Raw genomic sequence first — 20,919 nt, forward strand, 5'->3', positions numbered from 1 at the left:
AACAAGGCTTGAACTTCTTTGGTTGGAGACAGTAATATTTGCTGAACTCCCATTGTTTTTTTGGTTTTATTCACCTCTGTTTTCCTGAATATTGGTTGATTTGTCTACTTTCAGTTATTATACTAGATATCTCAAGGTCAATCAACAAAATATTTAAAAAGAAAGAAAGAAAGAAAGAAGACGGGGACTCTCATTCCCTCGTGCCACTTCCCTCTCAGGACTAAAGTCTCGCTCGTTTCCCGCATCCCGTATTATTTTTATGAGTTTTCAGCTTGTCTTTGGTTGTATGCTTTTCTTAAACTGTTATCTGAAGGTAAAATCAACAAGATTCTGCTGTTTAATGCACCTGGCATCAGGCACTATTTGCAGCAGTAACGATCGCCTTTGGGTGAGTCCTCTCGCCCACCCCACAGGAAAATCTAATTATCGCGGAACAGGCGAGAAAGCCTATTGCTGATGTGGAACAGGCCAGAAAGCCTGTTACCAATCTTGCTGATGCAAAGAACTACTGTTGCCGCACGGGAACTTGACATTTTGCTAGATAAGTCTTAATTTCTCCGACGCTAAGTTGCCCGTAGTGCAGCAGGGAAGCCAGTAAGGCTGCTTCTGCTTTGCCTTCCGTCACGGCTTCGTAGATGTGGTGACAGTTGCCGGCGCCGCCGGAAGCAATCACGGGAATTTCTACAACTTCGGCGATGCTGCGGGTTAATGATAAGTCGTAACCGGCTTGAGTGCCGTCAGAGTCCATGCTTGTCACTAGAATTTCGCCGGCGCCGCGCTTTTCGGCTTCCTTGGCCCAGACGATCGCATCTAAGCCTGTATTTTCACGCCCTCCGCGCACGTACACGTCCCAACCGGGATTGTCCGCATCTTGGCGTTTGCGAGCGTCGATCGCCAATACAATACATTGATTGCCAAATCGATCGCTCGCTTTGTCAATCAAACTCGGATCGCGCACTGCCGCTGAATTAATACTTACCTTATCAGCGCCCGCCCTCAACAAACTTTTAATGGTGTCCAAGGATTGGATGCCGCCACCCACCGTCAAAGGGATAAATACTCGATCGGCAGTCCGGTACACCACATCAATCATAATGTTCCGGTCTTCGTGAGTCGCCGTAATGTCCAGAAACACCAACTCATCAGCACCCGCATCATTGTATACCTGAGCCATTTCCACCGGATCCCCAGCATCCTTAAGGTTGACAAAATTCACACCTTTGACCACACGGCCAGCTTTCACATCCAAACAAGGCAAAATTCTTTTCGACAACATAAAATTCTCGTGTTTCTAATTGATTCAGCGCCGCAGCGAGGAAAAGGTTTTGTTGGACTCTTCAAAAAGTGGAAGTGTAGCAACAAATCTCAAAGATAGCTTGTGTGTAACCACAGGGTTGTCTGAGACGAGAACCATTGTCCAGCTTTTTTTTTGGCAACAGAAGCAGAAATTAAGTTATATTTTGCCAAAAAGCAGCCAATGCAACTGCCTAGGTACATCTTTGGCGTGCAAAATATTACGCTTTGGCCTATGATCGAGCGGTAACTACCTTCGGTGGTTATCAGGCGGTAATTTGGCAATGCTTTATGGGTTCGGTGCATCGATCGACTAAACTATTTTAAATTTTTAGAACAGCCGATTTCAGGTTTTTAGTGGCAATCTTAGTTATGAGCCGCGTACTAAAGTTAAAATTTAAAGTTGAAAACCTCAAATCGGTTGACTTGATGTTGTTTCTAGGGCTGTGGTGACTTTGCAAGCCAATCCACATTTGTTACTTCGTACAGAAAGCGGCAATCGCTACTTGCCGCTCTCCGGCAGCAATTGCTGGACAGTAGGGCGAAATGATGACAATAATTTTGTATTGACCGATCGCTGGATTTCCCGAAATCACGCGATGTTACAGCAAATGGAGACCGGAGAGTTTTACCTGATCGACTTGGGCAGCCGCAACGGTTCCTTTGTCAACGGGCGGCGGGTGAGTATTCCTGTCACTCTCAGAAATGGCGATCGAATTATTTTCGGTCAAACCGAGTTGGACTTCCATAACCCAACCGGAGGGCGCCGGCTCGATCGCCTGCACGACACAGACTCTGAAGATTTTACAGCTACTTTGACGGTACGCAGCCTGATTACTGTCATGGTAATGGACATCCGAGACTTTACAGTTTTGACTAGACAGCTAGACGAAACCATCCTCTCGGAAGTCATCGGCAATTGGTTCCGCAAAGCCGGACACATCATTCGCGAACATGGCAGTTGGGTGGACAAATACATCGGCGATGCCATCATGGCTGTCTGGTTCCACAAACCAAGCGGCGTCAGCAGCGAAGAAATGATGCGGATTTGCCAAGCTTTAAGCCAACTGCACAAGGCAACTGATTTACTCAGCAGCCGTTACCCCCTGCCTTTTCCGTTGCGAGTCGGGGCTGGAATCAATACTGGTTATGCAATGGTGGGAAATTCCGGCAGCAGCGATCGATCGGACTACACCGCCTTGGGAGACACTGTAAACGCCGCATTTCGCCTAGAGTCTTGCACCAAGGATATCGGCAAGGATATCGCCGTGGGAGAAACAACCTACAAATACCTGACGGAATTGGGCGCCCAAGAAGCTTTCGAGCAGCACATCGTTACTTTGAAGGGTTACGACACTCCCAGCGTGACTTACGGCAGTAATTATACTGACTTGAACGCTTTTCTCAAAAGGAAAGGAAAGAGTTCTTGATAGCTAGAAAATTGGGTGTGCAGCCAAAAATTAATCGATCGTCTCAACTACGTTGCATAGCATATATTGAGAGCAATGTCAATTCTTGGATGTAAATTTTGTTAACAGTCCTCGGCCTGCTGGGGATTTATCTGAAAAACTGCATAAGCAAAATGGTAGTCTCTACATAAATGCTGTGTATGAAATTGGGAGACAAAACTTCATGAAACGATTGGGTCGTCTATTGGCAGTATTGGGCTTAGTGCTGGGCTGCTTTGCATGGGCTGGAGACATGAGCGCGATCGCGGCGAACCTGAGCCGTATCGCCTTGCCATCAGCCTCGCTCATAGCAGTTGATGTTCCGGCTAGAACCAATCGCGCCGATGACAAGCTTGCCACAGAATACGGCAAAAAACTTGATTTGAACAACAGCGCCGTCCGGGACTTTCGCGACTTTCGAGGGTTGTATCCCACTTTAGCTGGACAAATTATTAAGAATGCTCCTTACGAAAAAGTTGAGGACGTACTCAACATTTCAGGCTTGACGGAAGCTCAAAAAAAGGTGCTGCAAGCTAATTTGGACAAATTCACCGTAACTGATGTCGAATCAGTCTTTATTGAAGGAGACACCAGGTTGAATAATGGTCTCTACGACTAGATAGCAGTGAGCCTCTTTTGAGGCCATGAGTTATTAGTCAGTAGGGGCGGTGCCCCCGTGCCCGCCCTCATGAGTCCATGAGTCATTAGTCATGAGTCGGAACTATGGTTTGTTAATTCATGAATTTTGGCTTATGGTTCATGGCTCATGGCTTCTGTTCCGGCTGACGAATGCCTTCACAAAGGCTCGCACCAAAAGACACATACCAGCCTCCGATGTTTTCAACAGTTGATAGTTGACAGTTGACAGTTGACAGTTTGAGAGCGACCTCTACCTAGAAGGAAGAGGATTGGAGTAATGAATAGTCTGATTTTTATTTCTCCCGATCGGGGAGAGGCTTTCAACCAATTATTTTTGGTAAAAAGAAAAAATTAGTAGATATTAGTTTAAATCGAGATTTATCTGTAGATTAAAATTCAATTATTCAAGCTAAACTTGACAGTTATAGCTCCTTGAATCATCTGTAGATTTCAATATAAAATCTAAAATATGAAATATAAAATCGAAATTTATTTTCCCCTGATTCATCTGTAAAGTTAATTTTAAAATCTAAAATCTAAAATCTAAAATCTAAAATCGGCTGACTTATGACTGACAAATTTGACGTATTGGTGATAGGTGCTGGCGCAGCCGGTTTGTACACGGCACTGTGTCTACCAGAACATTTGCACGTAGGCTTGATCAATAAAAATATTATGCCTGTTTCTGCAAGCGATTGGGCTCAAGGAGGCATTGCCGCAGCGATCGCCCCAGAAGATTCCGCAGCACTCCACGTTCAGGATACACTGGCTGCGGGAGCAGGTCTTTGCGATTTAGAAGCAGTGCAATTTTTAGTCGAAGAAGCTGCTGCTTGCATAGACTCCCTGGTAAAAATGGGCGTTGCATTCGATCGCACTGGCCCAGATTTAGCCCTCACCCTAGAAGCCGCCCACTCCCGCCGCCGAGTGCTCCACTCCGCCGACACCACAGGAAAAGCCGTTGTCAGTACCCTGACAGCAAAAGTATTAAACCGCAAAAACATTCAACTCGTATCCCCAGCCTTTGCTTTGAGTCTGTGGCTAGACAAAACCGGGCGGTGTCAGGGCATTAGCTCGATTTGCGACTCCCAAGTCAAATGGCTGCGGGCTAGCGCCGTAGTGCTGGCTACAGGCGGCGGCGGACAGGTTTTTGCTCAAACAACCAACCCGTCGGTAAGTACCGGGGACGGGGTAGCCATTGCGTGGCGCGCCGGGGCGCTGCTGCGAGATTTAGAATTTGTGCAGTTTCACCCGACAGCCCTCAGCAAAGCGGGCGCGCCTCGGTTTCTGATTAGCGAAGCGGTGCGGGGAGAAGGGGCTCATTTAGTTGACAGCAAGGGATATCGCTTTGCTTTTGACTCTCACCCCAGCGGGGAACTCGCGCCTCGGGATGTTGTCAGCCGCGCTATTTTCCGCCACTTGCAGAAGACGGGGGAACCTCATGTTTGGCTGGATTTGCGCCCGATCGACTGCGATCGACTGCGCTACAGGTTTCCGAATATTATTCAAGTGTGCGCTGATTGGGGAATTGATATTTTTGCCGAACCTGTGCCGGTGACGCCCGCCGCCCATTACTGGATGGGGGGAATTGTGGCTGACAAGTTCAACCAAACTTCGATTCCGGGTTTGTACGCGGTGGGAGAAACTGCGAGCACGGGGGTGCACGGCGCTAATCGGTTGGCGAGCAATTCGTTGCTGGAATGTCTGGTTTTTGGCGCGCAAATGGGACTTTTGCAGTTAGAAGGTAAAAAGTCCGAAGCCTTACCAGAGGAGGAAGATGCAGGGGAAATCTTGGAAAAATCGGTTTCACAACAGGATATTGAGGCGATCGAAAAATTGCGAATCCAATTGCCGAGTTTGGTGTGGCAGAGTGCGGGAATTTGTCGGGGACAAAGGGATTTGGAAAGTGCGATCGTCCAAGTAGAGATGTGGCGAAAAGAATTTGCCTCTTTGGCTTTGAGTCAAGCACTTGATAATTTACGGCCCGGACAAACGATCGATTTTTCGCCGGCTGATGCCGAAAATAGCTCGGTTTTGCGAAATTGGGGGGAAGTTGGCAATTTATTGGATATTGGCTACTTAATTCTCAAAAGTGCTGCGTTTCGCACGGAAAGTCGCGGTGGTCACTACCGGCTGGACTATCCCCTCACCGATCGGGATTGGTGCAGTCACACTTTAATTAACCAATCGAATTGGTACAAATCTGGGCCCATAGAATTTTGAAAAATTGGGTAAGGAACTGAGACTTAATTGCTGGACACATCTGTCCATTCCTGGTCAATTTGTATAGGTCTAAGCATAGTCGTAACCATCCTTTCTGTGGACTGGCGTTAAATAGTCCAACTTGATAGACCTCCTTTTTTTGTCGATAACAAACTCACCGCAACCATGCGACATAGGACAAACTCGTGCTGTAAAAGTCCCCGCGTATTTACCTTTGGGAACATCTGCACGAACAATATCACCTGTACAAAATCCCAAGATAGGACGCAAGGGACGATGTTTTTGTGGATAACCAAATTTGTCTGTTTGACATCGCTGCCTGCCACCGAAACCTGTTGTTTTAACTTTCAAAATCTTTGTAGTAACAAGTTTGATACCTTCAACCTTGCCGACACAAGCAGCATCAATCCAATGAGCTTTAGGCAGTTCAAAACGAATTCGGTTAAACTTAGTTTGTCCGCCAGTTCCCGTTCTTACAGGCAATCCAGTTAGCTTAAGGGTGTTGAACAGTGACCACCTTGTACTATTGACAGATGCTGCGTCTTTTAACGGTGATGCAGCTTGTTTCAGAACGCAATTTAACACATCTGGTTTGCCTTTGAGGAAGTCTTTAATATCTCGATTTCCTTTGCGTTGGTTGCACTTGTGGCAAGCCAGACAAAGATTAGAGATACGGTCTGAGCCTCATGCATGACTTTGGTTGGATATGCTCAATTTCGAGTGGAACGTCTTTGACACCGCAGTAAGCACATTGGCGATTCCATTTTTCCAACAAGTATTCACGGCACTCGTAACCTTTCAAGGTTCCTTGCTGGTATTGGGTTCCAGAAATTTCAGGATTTTGAATCGCTTGAGTATCAAACTTTACCAGTTCCTGAACAATACAATCAATTGGTGCGAACGATGACAGACGTTTCACCCAAGTTTCCGTCGTCAAAATACGATGCTTCAAAGACGGTGCAAGCCAACCATTAGGGCGTTTGCGATTGAGGAATCGAGCTATACGGTAACGAGTATTACGATTTCTTCGTCCTCTCCTAACTGCTCTACGATGTTCCAAAGCATCTTTTATTTGTTGTCCGCGATGCTGCAATTCCATCGCCCAGATAACATTGCCTCGATCTGTAACTAAAGCAATCCCTGTAAACTTGGAACCCGGGTCGATTTTGAGTTCCAGCGGATACAGATTTGGATTTTCAACGACTCGCTTTAAAATCAAAGTGAACGGGTAGCGGCGAAACACGGCGGCTTTTCTGGAATCTAGTAGTTTCCGTGCTTGTGCTGGATGGATTGGATTAAGCGGTGTTTTGTTTTTGTCTATCAGAAAGATGTAATTTGACATATTCTGTCAGCCTTATTTCTAAGTAATGTTTGCCTCGTCAAAGTTCAAATGGCTTGTTAGGAAAGTGACACTATAGCTATAAACCTATTTGCTAATTACTTAATCACTCTCAACAGTGCTACAAGCTGGCGTTCACTCGCAGGTGTTATGACCAATCGAACGTAGTCAGTGAAGACTTAGACTGCACGCTCCGACTTTGTACAGCTTTGACTAGCTTTGGCTAGCTCTGTATAGGTTTTTCGGAGCGGTTCAGCGCGTCCCTGTACCGTCACTTTTAGGACTTCCATTGGGATCTGGTTCGTATTTTTTGGGGTTATTGGGCGCCTCAGATGTGCGCGCCTCTGTCAAGACTGTGGAGGTCGATGGGTCTTTTGCTGAGTAGCTGGTTGAGTTGCCAGCAAGTAAGGCGGCATTTGCAATGCCGATCGTACTGACTTGCAGGCCGACAGCCAGAGTTATCGTTGTGGTGATCCCAATCAAAGTACGCATAGTGTTCATAGTCTTATCCAAATCACTCAAATAGATGCACGTCCCTACAACCTATTATATCTATGAATTTACGTAGTTCCACTTATGTCTTTACATTTCCTTTAATTAATTTTTGTAAGTTTACTTAAATTCTTTTTAATCAATGCTGTTTGGCGATTTGAATTGGGTCTCCAGTCTGCTACAATTTGCGATTTATTATGGGAATGACTTACTCCATAACCGTTTGGAGCGCGGGCTTGCCGTTGCCGTCTTTTTTGAAACTAATCCCAATTTTTTTATATTTCTTAACATTTAAATGAGACGGCTATTTGCTGTCTTAAGCTGCATATTTTTATAAATCTATCTAATGATAGATGACATCTTATACAATGTTTTATAATAAGATTGTAAGTCGAAGAATTGAAAATAACTTAAGCATAAAAGTTGGCACCACTGACTTACAGTTGGATTGTGTTTTTGAACTGAGATTAATTACGAAAATTGATATTGATTTTTCCCGCCTTCCTTAGCACGATACATCGCAGCATCAGCATTGTTAACTAAAATATCTGACTCTTGACCGTCAATTGGATACAAACTAATGCCAATACTTGTAGTTACAGAAACTGTATGTTCTTCTAAAGTAAAAGGCTGCATAATGGTGTCACAAATTTTTTGAGCTACTTTCGCAGCTTCTTCGCTACCAGGAATTCCCGGCAAGATGACAGTGAATTCGTCGCCACCCAACCTCGATATAATATCGCTACCGCGCAAGCATTTTTTGAGCCTCCCGGCCACTGCTTGTAAGAGCAAATCACCCGCATGATGTCCGAGAGTATCATTGATTGACTTAAATCCATCTAAATCTAAAAACAGTAAAGCTACCAATTCCTGATTGCTGGAGGCTCTTTCCAGGGACAGATGCAAGGATTCGTGAAACATTTTGCGGTTCGGCAAACCGGTGAGAGCATCGTGATAGGCTTGGTGGCTGAGTTCAGCATTTTTTTGCTTGAGGGCATCTTCCAGGCGCTTGCGTTCGGTAATATCTCTGATCGCTCCAACTAAAAATAGGTTCCCCGCAGCATCTTTATGCAGGGATCTTTTAGTCGAAATCAGATGGGTAATTCCGTGAGCGTCAGTAAAATATTCTTCATTTTCTAGTGGCTGCTGAGTTTGCAATACTAATTCGTCTTGCTGCCAAAATATATCCGCTTCGGCTTGGGGAAATAACTCGTAATCGGTGCGAGAAATTAAAATTTCTAAAGGATAGCCGATAAACCGACAATATGACTGATTCAAAACAACCCAGCGGTGATTTCTATCTTTGACAAAAATTGGGTCGGGAATTGTATCGATTAGCCATTGTAAAAATTCTTTAGACCGTTTGAGTTCTTCTTGTATGTGAGCCAGATAAGCTACAACTGCACAGCCAGAACCCAACAGACTGAGGATGGAAGGAATTAACGGCAGCCACCAACCGGCCAACCATGCTATGTATAAACTAGCACTTAATCCTACACAGATACTTGATAAAGACCAAGCCGATCGCCCGAGCGATCGCAACTTCCAGCTCACATTTGCTCCCGTCCAAGACCACAGTAAAATCCACAGCCACTCCGCCGCCTCTGGCCAAACTTTAATACCCTCGCGCCCGTCGAGGGCCGCACTCAAAATTTGGCTCAAGAAATTAGCCTGAAGCTCAACTCCAGGTACTGGCTGGGGAGGAGCAAACAAACCAGAACTGTAAGCGTTTTGGTGAAAGTCTTTGAGGCTGGGGGCAGTTGAGCCGATCAAGACAGCGCGCGATCGCACAAAATCAACCGGTACTTTGCCAGAAAGCACGTCGCTCATCGATACCGTGCGAAAACTGCCTCGTGGGTGGCGCAGGTTGGTGAGAATTTGATAGCCGCGGCTGTCCGATCGCACGTAAGCACCATCATTCGGTTTAAAACGCTGAAACACCCCCTTACCTAACTGCAAGTATTTAGGATTGACTGTTGCAGGTTCAGGGGAAATCCCTTCGGTTTCGAGGTAAAGCAAAGCCAGTCTCAGCGCGAAACTTTGATGGGTTTTGCCGTTTCCAGGCCAAGCGTAGAGCAAAGTTCGGCGCACTTTTGAGTCAGCGTCGAGGACAACGTTGTTGAAACCGATGCGATCGAGCTTTTCCAGTACCGGAGGCGGGCGCACTCCAAATCTGGTTTCGTCTGGCATTAACTCAATCCCAATTAAGTTGGGAATAGTTTTAAAAGTTTTGACCAATTCGGCATTACCCGGTTGAGTCGGCAAATCTCGGTAAACGTCGAGGCCAATCGCCCGCGGCTTGCCAGCGTGCAATTTTTGCAGCAATTGGGCCAATACAGCATCGGAAATGGGGTAGCCGTATTTTTGCAAGTCAGCTTCGTTAATTTCGATAATGACGATGCGCGAGTCCATTGGTTCGGGGGGCCGCCAGCGTACAAAGCGATCGCAAGCAGCCCATTCCAACGCCTGCAAAAATCCTAACCAGCGCAGTAGAATCACCGTACCGCCAACGGCACTCGCAGTAATTAATACTCGGCGTTCTCGATCGAGCCATTTTTTGATAGTTTTTAGCATATTCTGGGGATGTTCGCCTCGCCTGAAGAGCATATATAGCGGTTCTCACAAAGATTCGCGGACGTTGTTGGGAAGAGAGCCCTCTTGGTTTCAGTGGTTATATAACCTGTCAGTCATACCTCACCTTTTTGAGAAAGGCTATAAGGTATTACTACATATCGATCGTTTTTACCAGAAAGAATTGGTTGAAAGCCGGAACACGAGTGAGGGAGAAATTAAAATTAGACTATTCATTACTCTAATCCTCGGACTTCTAGCGCTCTTTCGTCACTTTCATGATAGTAAATTCTCGAAGACAGGACAGCAAAGGATCTCTTCCCAAATGCTCCCAACAAAGGAAGGTGTTAGAAAATCGATTCTTAAGGCCATACTAGATAAGGGACTTGCGTAGAAATAAAATCCCAGCCATGCAATTGTATTGTCGAAGGAGTAGCCAAATGATTGGTATAGTATTAAGCTGCAAGCCCCTAAGCATTATCAAATGGTCATATTTTTCCTTTCAAGTGAGTGATAGAAGAGCGCTAGGTAGAGGTCGCTCTTAAACTGTCAACTGTCAACTGTCAACTGTCAACTGTTGAAGTCTTCACGGGGTTCTGCTCAGTCGATTTTATATTTTTGATTTTAGACGATCGCAATTTTTCGGTTGTGCGGTGCGGCAGATGGGTAGATTGTTGATTTTTGATTGTCGAATTGTTTAGTTTTTCGGTGCGCTATGCTGGTTGGTAATTGGTAATTGGTGATGGTAATTGGTAATTGGATTCTAAGCTTTTAAAACGCCACCTTTTTTCTGATATTTTTTATAAGTTTGTGGCGGTCGGCAAACCGGATATCCTTACTCCGAGGGCATCACAGAATTGCGAAGAGTTGTGTTTGATACCATATCCACCATAAACCCAAGAGACCCTTTCTACCGATTACCGATTACCTTTTACCAGAAAGAATTGGTTTAAAGCCGGAACCTTTGAGGGAGAAATGAAAATCAGACTATTCATTACTCCAATCCTCTTCCTTCTAGGTAGAGATCGCTCTCAAACTGTCAACTGTCAACTGTCAACTGTCAACTGTTGAACCACTTACCGATTACCATAAAAAATTGGTTTAAAGCCGGAACCTTTTTCGGGATAAATTAAAATCAGACTATTCATTACTCCAATCCTCTTACTTTTTTTGTCAAGTGCTACCCGTGCGGTCAACTGTCAACTGTCAACTGTCAACTGAACAAAGCGTCCGCTAATCTTTCGATCGAACCGCTATATGAACGCAGATAATTTTCAGAATAGCGATCGAATGAGTGCCATTTGAGTGTAATGACTCTGGCAGCAGAAACCCGGTTTCTGGAGTTTTTGTGTAAAATTTATAGTATTTATTCGCAGACAGCCTAGTAGATAGTCACCACTTTTTGGCAAATTTCGACCTGACTAATTTTTACTAATTTATAAATATTAATCCTAGATGGCAGATTTGAGATTAATTTCGCAGCACTAGGAAACGAGCAAATAACTTGCCTACGGATATTTACTGCTTCACCATCTAAAATCTGTCATCTAAAATTTCTAACTATTCTGTCAGTTTTGAAAGTTGCGCGGGCCCGTGTAACCGGATAAATCGGCGAGTTTATCCAAAGTTTGCGTCCCCGAATAAAACTGACCTTGAATCTCCCAAGTCGGGAAACCTTTAATATTCGTAGCAGCAGCTTGGCAAATTTCAGCACGGGAATTTTGCCCTTTCGGATCGCATTCAAAATAATCAATTATTTTGGCTGCTTCTTTGCCGAATAGCATTTTTTGGTCGTGGCAGTGGGGACACCAGTAAGCACCGTATTCTTTGGCGTCAATTTGTCGGAGGTGGCGGGCTAAAGCAATTTGTGCAGGGCCGGAGGTTGTAGTCACGGCTGGGGGTAGAATTCCGGGGGTAGAAGAAACAAAAGGAGCAGGTGAACTGACGCTGTTATACAGTCCCAAGGCGCCGATCGAACTTACCATCATTACCAAAATACCTGTAAACACCAACTGTCCGATATCTTCCCACTCGCGGCCGACTAGCACCAGCACAAACAGCGACAGCGCAAATACGGCGGAACTGATGCAGTAAATGCACAGTTCCTTAATTTCAAAAGACATCAAATACATCAAATAGCTGCTGAAAATTACCATCGCAGCGGTGATGATAAATAGCGCTTGCCAAGTTTGATTTTCTAGTTGAGAGTGCAGACCTTTATTGGTGTCTGGATTGACGGCTTTGGGAGCGAGTGCCAAAATTGCGATGCTCAGGTAAGCCAGACAACCTAATAAACTTAAAGGCACTGTGCCAAAAACTGTAGCGTAGGGACTGTTGAGAACTTTGTCGCAGCCGCTGGTGGGACAAATGACTGAGCCTGTCGTGAATTTAGCGATCGTCAGATAGGCCGTTTCTACGACGCCGATGGCTGCGATGGCTGCGATCGCAGTTCTAGACCAGCGATGAATCCAAGGGGTTGAACGTCGGCGAATCATTTTTTTGATTTGGTAATTGCTAATGGGGAATGGGGAATGGGGAATGGGGAATGGGGAATGGGGAATGGGGAATGGGGAATTGAAAATTGAGAATTGAGAATTGAGAATTGAGAATTGGGCAAACAGGGCATTGGGCATTAGAACCAACAACTAACAACAAACATACATACGATAAATAACATATAGCACTTCTCAAAAAGGTTCGCGGACGTAGTTGGGCTTGTGCCCAGTTTAGTGCTTATATAAGCTGTCAGTCATACCTCATCTTTCTGAAAACCGCTATAGAAGCACCAACAACTAACTAATGCCCTCTTTGGCCGATGCCCTCTTTGGCCGATTCCCTCTTTGGCCGATTCCCGATGCCCTCTTTGGCCGATTCCCTCTTTGGCCCATTCCTATTTTACATTTTACTTCCGACCCACCCCAAAACGGGTATTTGGTTTCCGACACGAGGGTCAGAGTCGATACTAAAATTTTAGACTTTTGTTCGAGTTCCCAGATGAATCTGTGGACTCAAATCTAAAATCTAAAATCTAAAATCTAAAATTGACTGACTTTGCCCGGTTCCGGTGTTGACCCTCTTGAACCATTTGTCTCAATGTTTTGTTGTTCGAGCTCTTTCTGGGAAAAGCTGCGGCGGGCGGCTTCGACAAACTGACTGACGCGGATCGGATCGATCGGCTGCTCGATGCGGCCGTTTCGCTTCAGGGAACTCGATACAATTACACCATCGGCGGCTTGCATGAGCGTGGAAACGTTTTCCCACGAGGCGCCGCTGCCGATGAAAACAGGAATTTCCCCCGCTGCTGCACTCGCGAGTTCTAAGTCTTCGAGATTGGGAGGGCTGCCGGTTGTCCAGCCAGAAAGGATTACGGCGTCGGCTAAGGCGCGCCCGATCGTCTCTTGGACGGCTGTGGTTAAGTTGGGGCTGCCGAGGGGGCGCCCGTGCTTGACTAGCACGTCTGCGAATATTTTGACATCGCTGCCCAATTCCCGGCGGTAGCGCAGTAGCTGGTGAGCTTGGCCTTCAATTAAGCCTTGATCTGTAGCCATGATGCCGTTGAGGACGTTGACGCGGATGAATTGGGCTCCCGTGCAGGAGGCGATGGCGATCGCGCTGTGGGCGTCGTTTCGTAGCACGTTAATACCGATCGGCAGTGTCACCAGATTGGTTAGCCTCTCGACTACCAGAGTCATGGCACTTACCACAGCCGGATCTACGCTGTCTTTGGCAAAAGGAGCGTCGAAAAAGTTCTCGACTATGATACCGTTTGCGCCGCCAGAAGCCAGCGCAGTAGCCTCTTGCTCGGCTCTTGAGATAATAGCTTTGAGGTTCCCGCCCCAGCGGGGAGAAGTTGGCAAAGGCTGTAAATGTACGACACCGATTATGGGATTCGGCGTTTTGAATATTTGTTTTAAGTCCACGGGTTTCCTGAAACCACCAATTTCACTGACGGCTGACGGCGGGTTTTGACGGTATATTCTAGAATTCTATATCCACGGGGGCGATTCGGATGACTCAATTGTGCGGGGACTGTCGGTAAAAGCCGGAATTTAGCAGCGGTTAGTCGATTTCAGATTTTAGATTTTAGATTTTAGATTTTAGATTTTAGATTTACTTGCAGTCTGTCGATTTACTCCAGACATGAATCTGGGGGCTTGAACTTTGGTTTAAAATTTTGGCATCTCCCCGACTTTTGTGCCCAAGCAAGTATCCGTTTTCGATCGAGGTTAATTCTTGAAAGTTGTTCTGATCGTTTTGGCCCTCACCTCCGGATTGTGGGTTGCAATCGAAGTGCTGCTGCGCGTGCTGCTGGGTTTTGGTAATCCCTTGATTTACATTGCCGATGCCGAGTGTGGCTATTTGTTGGCGCCCAACCAGAGGGTGCGCCGCTTCGGGAACCGGATCGAGATTAACGAGTATTCGATGCGTACTGGATCGATCGCCCCAACTCCCACTCCCGAAACTCTGCGTATCTTGCTGTTGGGTGATTCTGTCGCCAACGGCGGTTGGTGGACAGATCAGACAGATACCATCTCGGAAATTCTGGTTCGGCAGTTGAGGCTGCAAGTACAGAATCTGACGAGCGATTCACAATCAGGTGCAAAAGTCAACTATTCGGATTTTGAAGTTCTCAACGCTTCAGCCAATTCTTGGGGGCCGAGGAATCAACTTGCTTATGCGAAGCGGTTTGGTGTTTTTGGAGCAAAGGTTTTGGTTTTGCTGCTGAATACGGACGATTTGTTTGCATCGGCTCCCTGTGCTGAAGTTGTGGGGCGCGATCGATCTTATCCCGATCGCCAACCTCGATCGGCGACACTAGAGTTATTGAGCCGCTACCTGCTACCAACACTGCCGGCTCGCCAATTAGCACCACCAGCAGCCGAAAGCGATGTAGTCGGCTGCAACTTAGAAGCTATTCGCCAAATCCAGAAAATAGCTGTATCGGCCAACGTCAAGTTTTTGCTAGCCGTGACGCCGAAGCGGGGCGAATTCGGCGACTCTGGCTCTCGCGACTGGGAAATCAAGGCTAGAGAGCGTCTCGCCGAACTCGTCGAACGTGAGAAAATTACTTACATAGATTTTCTTCCCATTTTCAATTGTGCAGCCAATTGTGCGGCTCAAATTTCAACTTTGTATAGAGACAGCATTCACCTCAGTCCTCAAGGAAATCAGTTAGTTAGCAAAACCATCAGCCGTCAAATAGTCGCTGTTTTTTTACCTAAATTGTAATTTGAGTCAAAAACAGATACTTGCCATACTTAGATTGTAGAGAACCCAAAATTTCAATTTTAGTTCAAGCCCTCAGATTCATCTTTGGAGTCAATTCTTTCATCTCAAATCTCAGATTTCAAATCGACTGTTGAATCCCCCTATAGAGGATAGGAGTCAATCTCAAATTGAAAATTGAAAATCTCAAATCGACTGTTTAAGCCCTCAGATTCAATACTGCAAGTCAATCTCAAATTGAAAATCTCAAATCGACTTACATCGAATCCGGTTGCGCCCGAACAGTTACCCTTTTCAACGAACAACCAACCCAAACTGTAGAAGCACCCGGAAACGACACAATTTTTGTCGATTTAGCTAACTTGCAAAGTAGACTCTAGCTCTTTGGGATACCAAGCTTGACCGTCGAGAGCCATTTGCTCGATCGAACTTGCAAGCCGAAGAGCTTTGAGAGCTTGTTCTCCTCCGACAGAAGGCTGATTGCCACCCCGCACGCAATTAATAAAATGCTCCAATTCTGCATGGAGCGGTTCAATATTGCTGGTGTAGACTTTCTCGATCAACCCATCTTGACGGTAAAGCACCTGACCGTAATCCGTCACGTAATTGGCGGTTGTTTGTCGGTGAATCAAGATTTCGTTGTTGAGAAAATCTGCCTCTGTCAAAGAATTTTTGCAGTGAGCGGCGATTGAACGGAGTTTGCGATGCGTCACCTTGCTGGCAGTCAGAGTGGCGACTATGCCGTTAGCAAAGTTCAGCGTCGCTGTTACGTAGTCTAAATAACCTGAATCTGAGGCCCTGCTGCCGCTGGCCGTCAGCTTCACCACTGAAGAATCTGCCAATTCCAAGAGCAAGTCGATGTCATGGATCATTAAATCCAAAACTACCGATACGTCGTTGGCCCGATCGGAATAGGGACTCATCCGGTGAGCTTCCAATGCCAGTAATTCTTCAGTTTTCAGCACTTTGCCGAGTTCCTGAAAAGCTGGATTGAAGCGCTCGATGTGACCCACTTGTAAAATCCGGTGGGCTTCAGCAGCCGCATTGACCAAAGATTCGGCTTCAGCAATGCTAGCCGCGATCGGCTTTTCAATTAAAACGTGAACCCCTGCTTGGAGACAAGACATCCCCACAGGGTGGTGCAGGCGAGTTGGAACGGCGACGCAAACTGCGTCTACGTGGGCAAGCAAATCCCGGTAGTCTTCAAAGAAGCGAACCCGGTATTTGCTTGCTACATCAATTCCCCGCTCTACATTTATATCTGCAACACCTACGAGTTCGATATCTTTGAGCAAGCTCAGAACTCGCGTGTGGTGCTGACCCATATTGCCAACTCCAATAACCCCAATGCGGAGGGGTTCGAGTTGACTTCGCTGACCGAAAACATTTCCGTATCCCAATGACATCCTATCTAGCACTCCTGGATTCTCCTCCACCACAGGAATCAAGCCCGTTGGCTTCCCGATCGACTCACAGCCATCCAGATAGTACCACAGTCAAACTATTTGTAAACTACCCCACGACCTTAAGCCGGGGGCTTTCTGTAGCCCTGATGCAGTCTGCAAGGTTGCAAGACAACACCGAACCTCCGAGCATGTTTACGGATGCTCCAACGATTGAAATCACCTTTGAACCATTCTCATCAGCATCACAATGATTGCCACAGTGTCCACACTTAAACACTTTGCCACTTCGATAAGACTTGCCTTTTATCGGATGAATGTGCAAGCACTTGTGGCAAGTTTGACTGGTGTAGGCAGGATTGACAGCCACCACTTCCACCCCGTATTTCACGGCTTTGTAGCTCAGAAACCATCGCAGTTGAAAGAATGCCCAAATGTTAGAGCGTCTACGTTCCGTCTTGCTTCGAGGTTGCTGATTGGTGCGTTCTCTAATTCCTGTCAGATCTTCAATCGCAATGATGGCATTGTGTTGAAGTGCAGACAGCACAATCAATTTGCTGATGTTATGGTTTAGCCAAGTTTGATAGCGACGTTCACGTCCCGACAGCCGTTGCAAAATCTGTCTTGCCCTGCGGCGAGTAGATCTTGTGCCTTTCGAGGCTTTTTGTTGGAGCGATGATCTGACTCTGGCAAATTTGTCTCTAACGTCCGTTATCTGCTTTCCATCCCACTGATCGCCAAGGCTGGTAACTGCAATATCTCTGCGACCGAGATCTACGCCAATCACTCGTTTGGATGGGATGGGCTCGGTCGCCTCAGACTTAATCTGGATGTTGACGTAGTAGCTTCCATCCTGACGCTTGCACAAGGTCGCACTGCTAGGATTCGCTCCCTTAAGCAGTCCAACCTGGTAATTACCAATGGCAAGTTTGAAGCGTTCCCGACCGCCCACCAACGTCAGGCTAACCGTCCAATCCTTCTCTCTAAAAGCAAAGATTCGAGCGTCATAGTCAACGCTAGTTGGCTTAAATGCTCGGACGGGATTGCCTTTTTGTTTGGCGGTTTTACGGTTGCTAGAGACACGGGCGATTGCCCGAATCGCTAAGTTGGCAGACAGCCCAAATTGCTCCCTCACCTGCTCATAAACCAAGCCTTGAATGCGGGGTTTATTTGTCAGCTTAGGGTCAACAGTTTGATTGATGTAGGTGCAAGCATCAGAAAACGCCTGAAGCGTTGCCTCCAACTTAGGGGCAACTTCGGGAGAGACTTCAATCTTGCAAGCTACTGTCAAAACTTGTTCCATACCGCTAATTATATCACATATGACTAAAGATAGCTCAAGGCGGCGGTCGCCGCAGCAGCGTTCCTCTCCAAGTCGGTCGCCAGGGGCTTCCCGCCGGTTTTTCGGTGAAGAATTTCTAAGACAGGTGAAGAAGAAACAGGGAAGAAGGCAGGCGACAGAAGCCAGAAGGCAGACGGCCAAAGGCAGTAGGAACCCGATCCCTTTTCAGGGAATTGGGTATTGACAAAATCGCTAAAATATGAAATTGAATCTGTGAAGCCTAGTTATCCCGATCGTGAATCGCCCGACACATCGCCACAATACAAACCGATCGGCATATTTTTCCAGGACGATCGAACATTTCTGTTGTTTGGGCAAAAAATTCCCAGTCAACAAGTAACAAATAATACAAATTTGGGAGAAATCGCATCCGTAGTAATTCGATATTTAGATTGGGCAATCTTTGAATTCAAAAGAATTTATGTTAAGAATGCGGATACTTACTGGCGATCGCTGTCAGCAACAAACTAAACTTAAGTAAAATCTGATGAGGCCGACTATGAATCAAAAACAAAGGCAGAGATTAGGAAGTGCGATCGCCAGCACAATTTTAAGTTTGGCAGCCGTCTCATTGGTAGGAGTTGACAAAGCACAAGCAGCCGTCCTCACCTACAATTTTCAAGTGGCCGGATCGAGCGGTTTTTTTAAATTGAGTAACTCCTCGCTTACAGGCGGAGAAACTGAACAAATAGCAGTTTCTGAGGGACAATTTAATGGTTTTACAGCTCCCTCTGGCAGGGGCCTATATGAAGAAAAGCCACCTCAAAAATACCACGATTTAGCAGGGGCAAAAGCTGAGTTCAAGGGTGGGGAATTTCAGGGACTGATAGCAAGCGGTGGCGACTACTCGATTTCAGAAACTAACATTCCGGATGCAGAAGGAGGGCCTGTTTATACTAGATATGAGGGCTCGGCAGTTTGGCGTATGTATCCTGCTATGGGCAATGGGAAACCTTTGTTTTGGGGATACAGTAGTATCCTAATTACATACTTAAGTGGCGGTCAATTAAGACAAATAATAGACCGAGGTGCGGGTCAACAGCTTAACTACGTGCCTATGTCTTACACCCTAGTGGATACGGCAGCCGAACCGGTTCCCGAACCCTTAACATTTGCGGGTACAGCTTTAGCACTGGCTGGTTTGAGTTGGTTTAAATCCCAGAAAAAAAGGGCGGTATGATGGGTGCGATCGCTCTTAACAACAAACAGTGAAGGGCGGTTTTAAGAAGAAAAATCAGACCAACAATCACAGAAAATCACGCCAATTTAATGTAGCGAAGAGGCAAATTATGAATCGGAAACAACGGCAGAGATTCGGAAGTGCGATCGCCAGCACAATTCTAGGTTTTGCAGCGGTGTCAGTGGCAGCAGTTGAGAAAGCACAAGCAGCCGTCCTTACCTACAATTTTCAAGTGGAAAAGGGTGGAGGTAGTGGTTTTTTTAAGTTTAGTGATTCCTCACTGACAGGAATAGGATCTGAAAAAATTGCAGTGGGTGAGGGAAGATTTAACACCCCTATCAGGGTCTATAAAAATGACTATGATTTAGCAGGGGCTATAGCTTTATTTAATCAAGGGAATTTTCGCGGACTGCAAGCATCGGGTGTGGAGTATGCGACGAGAGAAGAGGCACGAGGAGGGACTGATTACATCAAGTTTGAGAGCAGGGCAACCTGGTATATGGGTACCGAGGAGGCGATCAGTACGTGGGCATCTTATTTCTGGGGGTATGGTGAGACAATAGTTAGCAACAGGCAGGGTTATTTGGGCAGAGGTCGTACAATTATCAGCAGTGCGCGGGTTTCTTACTCCCTAGTGGATACCGCAGCCGAACCAGTTCCCGAACCGATAACATTTGCAGGGACAGGTTTAGCACTGGCAGGTTTAAGCTGGTTGAAACACAAGAAAAAAATGGCAGCTTGACGCGCGCGACTGTTAACAATTAAGCTCTCAGCAATCATTTTTCGGAAAATATTCGAGTTGCAAAATTTTGCGATCGATTGGGAGACAAAGCCCGGGCTTTCAAAATTGCGGCTACTAAAAACGCATAGGACAAAACTCCGACTAATGCTAGCAAAAGTACGCTGACTGCACCTGACGCATTCCACAAGGCGTGAAGTGCGGAAGCGCTGAAATAACCTACGCCTAAAATTTGCCAGCGCTTCGTGGGTTTGAGGGCGCTCAAACCGATAAAATATCCCAAATAGTCGCTGTAAGCCATGTGTCCGGCGGCGGAACCCAAAATTCGGGGAATTAGCAATTGCAATCCTACTAATTGTCCGGCTTCGGGGCCTGCTTGCAGGGTGACATTTTGGATGATATGGGGGACGTACTGTCCCAGGGTTTCTAATAGTGTAAAGCTGACTGCTGAGGCACTTCCTAATAAAATTCCGTCTAATGGTTCCCAAACGCCGATGCGATCGCGCCACGGATTTTTTAGCAAATTGCCCAGAATCAAAGCTCCCAAAACGGGCAAGGCTTTCAGCAATTCTTCCATCAGACCCGCCCCGAAGAACATTCTGATTAAAAAAGGCAAAAAACTGATTTCTTCGCCTTCTGCTGGCAAGCGACCGGGCAAAATTTCTCTAAATACTAAGATAAATCCAATCAATAAGGGGCTGAGCAATATCAGAACTGTAGCTAAAGCGGTACCAAGCAATACCCACCACGGCTTGTGTTTGCCGCACAGTTGATAGATAAAGTAGTAAGCTGCACCGGCGAGGTAGGCTGACAGCAGAAAGTTGAATGCTGCGGAATTTCCGACGGCCACAAACAGCGACACGACAAAGATAACTGTGGCAATACCTGGATATAAGTAGGCTTTTTGACTTAATTGTTTGCCGGTGGAGGCGATCGGTATGCCTCTAATCATTAATTTATTGGACAAGACTGGACAATGCGTACATGGCGATCCATAATACTAATATGGCAAAGTACGTGAAACCAA

The 20,919-nt window shown here is 46.2% G+C and carries 14 protein-coding genes and 2 pseudogenes; 7 read left to right on the forward strand and 9 right to left on the reverse strand.

The window, feature by feature from the left end:
* Positions 1–505 precede the first annotated feature (505 nt).
* Positions 506–1,276 (reverse strand): imidazole glycerol phosphate synthase subunit HisF, encoded by a 771-nt coding sequence (hisF, locus tag JGK22_RS26700; RefSeq protein WP_293185318.1) that lies wholly within the window; start codon positions 1,274–1,276, stop codon positions 506–508.
* Between the two features lie 463 nt (positions 1,277–1,739).
* Between hisF and JGK22_RS26705 the strand changes: the two genes are divergently transcribed.
* From JGK22_RS26705 to nadB, 3 genes are all read left to right on the forward strand, one after another.
* Positions 1,740–2,723, forward strand: a complete 984-nt coding sequence (locus JGK22_RS26705) for an adenylate/guanylate cyclase domain-containing protein (protein WP_293185317.1) — start codon at positions 1,740–1,742, stop codon at positions 2,721–2,723.
* Positions 2,724–2,925: 202 nt separating this feature from the next.
* Positions 2,926–3,360 (forward strand): photosystem II complex extrinsic protein PsbU, encoded by a 435-nt coding sequence (psbU, locus tag JGK22_RS26710; RefSeq protein ID WP_293185315.1) that lies wholly within the window; start codon positions 2,926–2,928, stop codon positions 3,358–3,360.
* Between the two features lie 587 nt (positions 3,361–3,947).
* Entirely contained in the window at positions 3,948–5,600 is a 1,653-nt protein-coding gene (gene nadB, locus JGK22_RS26715; RefSeq protein ID WP_293185314.1) for an L-aspartate oxidase, read from the forward strand.
* 69 nt (positions 5,601–5,669) lie between these two features.
* Here the strand turns inward: nadB and iscB are convergent.
* The 5 genes and pseudogenes from iscB to btpA form a co-directional block, all read right to left on the reverse strand.
* Positions 5,670–6,942, reverse strand: a pseudogene (gene iscB / locus JGK22_RS26720) (RNA-guided endonuclease IscB).
* Positions 6,943–7,191: 249 nt separating this feature from the next.
* The gene (locus tag JGK22_RS26725) at positions 7,192–7,440 is read right to left on the reverse strand and encodes a hypothetical protein (RefSeq protein ID WP_293185313.1); all 249 of its coding nucleotides are present in this window, start codon (positions 7,438–7,440) and stop codon (positions 7,192–7,194) included.
* A 462-nt stretch (positions 7,441–7,902) separates the two neighbouring features.
* Complete coding sequence (locus JGK22_RS26730) at positions 7,903–10,038, reverse strand: CHASE2 domain-containing protein (protein WP_293208082.1); 2,136 nt, start codon at positions 10,036–10,038, stop codon at positions 7,903–7,905.
* A gap of 1,532 nt (positions 10,039–11,570) precedes the next feature.
* On the reverse strand, positions 11,571–12,497 hold the full coding sequence (locus tag JGK22_RS26735; RefSeq protein ID WP_293185307.1) for a vitamin K epoxide reductase family protein: 927 nt from the start codon (positions 12,495–12,497) through the stop codon (positions 11,571–11,573).
* Positions 12,498–13,037: 540 nt separating this feature from the next.
* Positions 13,038–13,922, reverse strand: a complete 885-nt coding sequence (gene btpA / locus JGK22_RS26740; protein WP_293199131.1) for a photosystem I biogenesis protein BtpA — start codon at positions 13,920–13,922, stop codon at positions 13,038–13,040.
* Positions 13,923–14,235: 313 nt separating this feature from the next.
* Between btpA and JGK22_RS26745 the strand changes: the two genes are divergently transcribed.
* Positions 14,236–15,231: an SGNH/GDSL hydrolase family protein gene (locus JGK22_RS26745; protein ID WP_293314128.1), complete on the forward strand. Its 996-nt coding sequence runs from the start codon at positions 14,236–14,238 to the stop codon at positions 15,229–15,231.
* A gap of 350 nt (positions 15,232–15,581) precedes the next feature.
* Here JGK22_RS26745 and JGK22_RS26750 read toward each other — a convergent pair whose 3' ends face one another.
* Positions 15,582–16,634, reverse strand: coding sequence for a Gfo/Idh/MocA family oxidoreductase (locus JGK22_RS26750; RefSeq protein ID WP_293185321.1), 1,053 nt, complete (start codon positions 16,632–16,634; stop codon positions 15,582–15,584).
* 106 nt (positions 16,635–16,740) lie between these two features.
* Positions 16,741–17,934 carry a transposase gene (locus JGK22_RS26755; protein WP_293314131.1) on the reverse strand — a complete coding sequence of 398 codons (1,194 nt, stop codon included), beginning with the start codon at positions 17,932–17,934 and terminating at the stop codon, positions 16,741–16,743.
* Positions 17,935–18,153: 219 nt separating this feature from the next.
* Between JGK22_RS26755 and JGK22_RS26760 the strand changes: the two genes are divergently transcribed.
* From JGK22_RS26760 to JGK22_RS26770, 3 genes are all read left to right on the forward strand, one after another.
* Positions 18,154–18,444 carry a hypothetical protein gene (locus JGK22_RS26760; protein ID WP_293314133.1) on the forward strand — a complete coding sequence of 97 codons (291 nt, stop codon included), beginning with the start codon at positions 18,154–18,156 and terminating at the stop codon, positions 18,442–18,444.
* A 28-nt stretch (positions 18,445–18,472) separates the two neighbouring features.
* The gene (locus JGK22_RS26765) at positions 18,473–19,153 is read left to right on the forward strand and encodes a PEP-CTERM sorting domain-containing protein (RefSeq protein WP_293192657.1); all 681 of its coding nucleotides are present in this window, start codon (positions 18,473–18,475) and stop codon (positions 19,151–19,153) included.
* Positions 19,154–19,262: 109 nt separating this feature from the next.
* A complete protein-coding gene (locus tag JGK22_RS26770) occupies positions 19,263–19,895 on the forward strand; it encodes a PEP-CTERM sorting domain-containing protein (protein WP_293192659.1) in 633 nt (210 codons plus the stop codon).
* A gap of 34 nt (positions 19,896–19,929) precedes the next feature.
* On the opposite strand, the pseudogene JGK22_RS26775 reads toward JGK22_RS26770, so the two are convergent.
* A pseudogene (locus JGK22_RS26775) lies at positions 19,930–20,829 on the reverse strand (PrsW family intramembrane metalloprotease); the annotation flags it as partial.
* Positions 20,830–20,919 lie beyond the last annotated feature (90 nt).

It is taken from the genome of Microcoleus sp. PH2017_08_TRC_O_A, from assembly GCF_020738665.1.
GTDB lineage: Bacteria > Cyanobacteriota > Cyanobacteriia > Cyanobacteriales > Microcoleaceae > Microcoleus.

Coding starts and splice junctions, on each gene's coding strand:
- hisF (WP_293185318.1), bottom strand. CDS start 1,276: ATGTTGTCGAAAAGAATTTTGCCTTGTTTGGATGTGAAAGCTGGCCGT.
- psbU (WP_293185315.1), top strand. CDS start 2,926: ATGAAACGATTGGGTCGTCTATTGGCAGTATTGGGCTTAGTGCTGGGC.
- nadB (WP_293185314.1), top strand. CDS start 3,948: ATGACTGACAAATTTGACGTATTGGTGATAGGTGCTGGCGCAGCCGGT.
- JGK22_RS26725 (WP_293185313.1), bottom strand. CDS start 7,440: ATGAACACTATGCGTACTTTGATTGGGATCACCACAACGATAACTCTG.
- JGK22_RS26730 (WP_293208082.1), bottom strand. CDS start 10,038: ATGCTCTTCAGGCGAGGCGAACATCCCCAGAATATGCTAAAAACTATC.
- JGK22_RS26735 (WP_293185307.1), bottom strand. CDS start 12,497: ATGATTCGCCGACGTTCAACCCCTTGGATTCATCGCTGGTCTAGAACT.
- JGK22_RS26750 (WP_293185321.1), bottom strand. CDS start 16,634: ATGTCATTGGGATACGGAAATGTTTTCGGTCAGCGAAGTCAACTCGAA.
- JGK22_RS26755 (WP_293314131.1), bottom strand. CDS start 17,934: ATGGAACAAGTTTTGACAGTAGCTTGCAAGATTGAAGTCTCTCCCGAA.
- JGK22_RS26765 (WP_293192657.1), top strand. CDS start 18,473: ATGAATCAAAAACAAAGGCAGAGATTAGGAAGTGCGATCGCCAGCACA.
- JGK22_RS26770 (WP_293192659.1), top strand. CDS start 19,263: ATGAATCGGAAACAACGGCAGAGATTCGGAAGTGCGATCGCCAGCACA.